Source organism: Edaphobacter sp., assembly GCF_035763405.1.
GTDB lineage: Bacteria > Acidobacteriota > Terriglobia > Terriglobales > Acidobacteriaceae > Edaphobacter.
The window spans coordinates 1-4,618 of sequence record NZ_DASUBE010000105.1 but is presented as its reverse complement, the minus strand read 5'-3'; the positions used below and the strand labels follow the sequence as shown (position 1 = coordinate 4,618).

Here is a 4,618-nt window from a genome sequence, read left to right as displayed (position 1 = left end):
GCCTGCACCTTGTCGTGGCTTCCTTTATCGATCGACACCCCGACCACCGCCAGCCCCTGCGGTCCAAGCTCCTGCGAGAGCCGCGCCAGGCCGGGCATCTCTTCGCGGCAAGGCCCGCACCACGTTGCCCAGTAATTCATCAGCACCACTTGCCCGCGATGGTCTGCGAGCCGCCACTCGCCTCCGCCCAACTGCGCAAGCGCCATCGCCGGCATGGTCTTGCGCGCGCTTGCAGGAGCAATCCCGCCCGCCTGACCGGCCGCGCGATGCCACACCCATCCGCCCAGCAGCACAGCCGCCGCCACGAAGCCCCACATCGCCAGCCTGTCGCGCCGCCCTGTTGTCTGCATCTCAGACATATGTATGCACCTACGCAAGCCTATCTTGTTTGACTCGCTCTTCTCACTCCGATTCTGTACAGTGTGGAGCAACGAAGGGCCACAGCCGATGATCCCAGGATGAAGCGCCGCATGACTCGATCAACGCTCCTCTCTCAATTCGCTGCGCTGCTTATGCTGTTGCCCGCCGCCAGACCGGCCGCAGCCTATTCCTTTCAGACGCATGAGCAGCTCATCGATCTGACCTGGAAGGCGTCGATTCGACCGCTGCTTCTTGCCCGCTACCCCAACCTGACTCCGGCCCAGCTTCAAGAAGCCCATGCCTACGCCTACGGCGGCTGCGCCATTCAGGACATCGGCTACTATCCCTTCGGCAACGGCTTCTACAGCGGGCTCATGCACTATGTCCGCACCGGCGATTTCGTCCGCAGCCTGCTGCGCAACGCCCACACCGCCGATGAGCTTGCCTTCGCCATCGGCGCTCTCTCGCACTACATCGCCGACAACATCGGCCACCCCGAAGCCGTCAATCTTGCCGTGCCCGTCGAGTTCCCCAAGCTCGAAAAGAAATACGGCCACAACATCAACTACGGCGAGGACCCCCACGCCCACGTCCGCACCGAGTTCGCCTTCGACATCGACCAGATCAGCAAGAATCGCATGGCGTCTTCCGCCTATCTCCACCACGTCGGCCTTTTCGTTGCCACCGACCTGCTGCGCAAAGCCTTCTTCGAGACCTACGGCATCGACCTCCAACCTCTGCTCGGCAAAAAGCAGCGCGTTCTCAAGGGTTACAGCTTTGCCCTGCGCAGCTTTCTACCGCGCATCGCTTACGCCGAAACCGTGCTCCACCGGAAACACTTCCCGCCCGACACGCCCGGAGAGCCCCTCGAAAAGCTAAAGAAAGCCCTCGCTCAATCCGCCGCTGACAACGGCTGGGAGCAGTATCGCGGGAAGGCAGGCATTCGCACCTACATGATGGCCGGCCTCATCTTCATCCTTCCCAAGTTCGGCCCGCTCTCCTACCTCGCCATCCGCGGCCCCAGCCCCCACACACAGGAGATGTACGTCGAAAGCCTCAACCGAAGCATCGACGCTCTTCGCCTCGCCCTGAGCCACTTCAACCATCTCGCGCCGTATCTCCCCGACCGCGATCTCGATACCGGCCTCAAAGTCAAGCCCGGCGGCTACCGCCTTACCGATGAAACCTACGCGCAACTCCTCGCCGCTCTGACCAGCAAGCCCACCTCCACCATCCCCATTCATCTTCAGCAGGACATCCTTAGCTACTACGCCGATCCCAGCGCGCCGATCATCACCAAAAAGAACAAGGCAAAATGGGCGCGCGTCCAAGCCCAGCTCAAAGTGCTTGCCACTATGGCCACCACTACAGACCCTGACCCCGACGTTGACGCCGCTCCGCCACAGCCAACTCAGCAACCTTGAAATGAATCCGAGTCACTCTGCCGTGCTGTACCGAAAGCGTATATACGTTCGGCACTCCACCGCGGCGCCCTGCATGAGATATGGCCTGAATCTCCACTGCTTCGCCGCGTCTAAGGATGACTTCAACAAGCCCGCCGGCCCGCTGACAATCTGCGTGCTCTCCACTTCGCCGTTGCGGCCAATGTTTGCCTGCACCACTACATCGCCCGTAATCCCCCGCGCCAGCGCATCGCGCGGATAATCCGGTCGCGGACTCGACAATGCACTCAACCGCGCCTCATCCACAAAGACCGGCACCGAGCTGTGCATTCCCTTCGGTAGTGTTGAAGGCGAGCTCTCATCCGATGCGGTGCCGGACCCGGCAAGCACCGACACTACGCCCCGCGCAGCATCCGGCGCCGGTTGCTCACTCTCGTGTTCACGTGCCGGTGCTGCTGCACTCAGATCCTGCGGCTTTGGCAACGGTGTTGCGACAGACGTCGTCGTCTTTGCCGCCTGCACCGGCTCGGCTGTTGGTGTTGGTGCAGATGTTTGTGCGGGCACTGTTGTCTCAGCAGGCCCGGTTGCCGTTGCTGCGTGCGCGGCAGTTGAGAGCGGCGATTGTGCAGAAGCAGAAGTAACAGGAGCAACGCTTGTAGCCTTCTGCTGCGTACCGATCCAACCTGCAACACGCGCCTTTCCACTCGCCAGGGCCACACCCGCGGTGTGCGCTGCATCGCGGATACCCTGCCACCCGCGTGCACGATCAAGCATTCCGCCCGCCACCGCCGCTGCAATCACAAGGACGCCTAACACTGCGGCGAGTCCGCGCCGCCAGCGTGAGCCATGCTCCTCCTCCAGGTACTCCTCGACCGGCACACGAATCGGAAGCTCATCGTCCTCCGCTGTGAACTCAGGCCGCCATCTCAGAGGAGCGGCACCGCTCGCCAGCGTCCGTGCGCCTGCTGGAGACGTTTCCCGCACGGGCTCGCTCTGACGCATCGGCTCCTTCCAGACCGGCTCTGCTTCCTTCACCGGCCAGTTCGCCCGCGGTGGAGCGCCGTTCTCGCCCGCTCCCCTCTTCCAATCAAGCTCGCGATCTTTCTGCGTGGGCCATGGCCGCATCGGCGGCGCGGATGCCATCCACTCCGGCCGGGGCGCGTCTTCTCCTGCCGTGGGCCACGGCTTCATGGGAGGCACCGGCACAGATTCGATCACTTCGCTCTCTTCCAGCGAATCCCCATCCCGCTCGTCGGAACGCTCATCGGAACGCGCATCAGGGCGCTCAACAGGGCGCGCAGAAAATCGCGCTTTTCCATCGCTCGCGTTCGGAGCCAATCTCTCCATCCTGCTGTCAATGCTGTCCAGATGCATCTTCATCTGGAGCGTATTCATCTCCAGCCGGCTCAGGGCCTCCTTCACCTGCTTCGGCCCACCAAACAATGACGTGGCGACGGTTGCAACATCTTCCTTCGGGTCGGCGGCCAGCCGTTGTTCCAACTCGGTCTCCGGCTTGCCGGCTGCCGCGCTCTCCAGTGCTCTCGTCTCTTCCCATCCGCCAATGCCGGCCAGAAACACCACCAACAAACTGACGGGCACCGCGCCCTCGTCACCGATCTTCGCGATCTCCGTCCCGCCGGAGGCGACGCCGACCATGGTCAGCATCGTCGTCAACGCGAGCTGTCCATCTTCCTGCTGCTGTATCGACTTTACCTGCGCCGTGAACTCGTCGCGAAAACTGCTGTCCCGCGCCAGCATTGGAGCAAGGCGAAAGAAATCCTCCGGAGATCCAAAGCTCACTTCGCTGGCCTGGAACAACTCCTGAAAGTCCGTAATGTGCTTTCCATACTGCCGCGCAGTCTCCTGCGCATCGCTGAAGAACGCCATCGTGTGGACATCATACGCCGCGTCTCCGCGCTTTCGCTGTCTCGTCAACGCTGTTCATCCGCGCAAAAACAGCTTGCTTCAACAGGCAAACACCGCGTAATTTTCCTGCATCTAACCCACGCTGAAGCAAGCGCGCTAACCCGCGTTCTATCAACCAGCCTGTTCACCCGAAGGAGTCCAGATGAAGCGTGCACGCAAGCTTCCGGAAACATACACCGTCGCACTCGCGACCATCGCACTGCTCGCCGCGGCCATGGGCTGCAACAGCTCGAAGACGGCCCCGACGCCGGAAAATTTCACCACAGCCATCAACGCCTACTTCGTCGATCACCACGAGTGCCTGCTCTCCAACGTCCGCTTTCCCTACGAGACGACCGACAAAGACGACACGCGCCGCATGGACTCGCTCGTCAAATCACTGCTGCTCGAAAAGAGCGTTGAAGCCACGATCCACGCCAGCCGCTACACCGTCACCACTGCCGGCGCGCGCTACGCTCCTCGCTTCTGCTACGGCAACCGCGAAGTGACCGGCATCGACGGCTCTACGCCACTTTCGGTCGTCAACGGCTTCAAGCAAACCACCGTCACCTACCACTACGTCATTAGAGACGTCCCCATCTGGGCAAAGACCCCCGAAATCATGGCCGCCTTTCCCACCATGGCCCAGGCCATCAACAACCCCTCCACCGCCAAAATCACCCTTGCCCAAACCACCGGAGGGTGGCAGGTTCCTGATTAAGGATGGCCTGATTTAACTGGCAGGCGTTTCCCTCGGCGGCTGAAGAGGGTGCGGAAAAATCCATCTGCGGCTTGTGCGGAACGGCCCGGGGCTCAAGAGGGTGCTGAAAAAGTCATTGGCGAAGAGAAAGGCGTACCTCAGCGGCTAAAGCCGCGCTGATTTTGCGGTACTTGCGGCACGGCTGAAGCCGTGCCCTTAAGCAAAACGGACTTTTTCAGCACCCTCTAAA

At 61.6% G+C, this 4,618-nt stretch carries 4 protein-coding genes; 2 read left to right on the top strand and 2 right to left on the bottom strand.

Annotated features, from left to right (window positions below; genetic code table 11):
* A partial coding sequence (locus VFU66_RS10885) for a TlpA disulfide reductase family protein (protein ID WP_326446278.1) occupies positions 1–359 on the bottom strand: 359 nt, incomplete at its 3' end.
* A gap of 111 nt (positions 360–470) precedes the next feature.
* Here VFU66_RS10885 and VFU66_RS10880 point away from each other — a divergent pair.
* On the top strand, positions 471–1,784 hold the full coding sequence (locus VFU66_RS10880; protein WP_326446277.1) for a zinc dependent phospholipase C family protein: 1,314 nt from the start codon (positions 471–473) through the stop codon (positions 1,782–1,784).
* A gap of 12 nt (positions 1,785–1,796) precedes the next feature.
* Here the strand turns inward: VFU66_RS10880 and VFU66_RS10875 are convergent, their stop codons facing one another.
* A complete protein-coding gene (locus VFU66_RS10875; RefSeq protein ID WP_326446276.1) occupies positions 1,797–3,698 on the bottom strand; it encodes a TonB family protein in 1,902 nt (633 codons plus the stop codon).
* A 133-nt stretch (positions 3,699–3,831) separates the two neighbouring features.
* Here VFU66_RS10875 and VFU66_RS10870 point away from each other — a divergent pair, with 133 nt between their 5' ends.
* Positions 3,832–4,389 (top strand): SEN1982 family lipoprotein, encoded by a 558-nt coding sequence (locus VFU66_RS10870; protein ID WP_326446275.1) that lies wholly within the window; start codon positions 3,832–3,834, stop codon positions 4,387–4,389.
* The last annotated feature ends 229 nt before the right edge of the window (positions 4,390–4,618 follow it).

Coding starts and splice junctions, on each gene's coding strand:
- VFU66_RS10880 (WP_326446277.1), top strand. CDS start 471: ATGACTCGATCAACGCTCCTCTCTCAATTCGCTGCGCTGCTTATGCTG.
- VFU66_RS10870 (WP_326446275.1), top strand. CDS start 3,832: ATGAAGCGTGCACGCAAGCTTCCGGAAACATACACCGTCGCACTCGCG.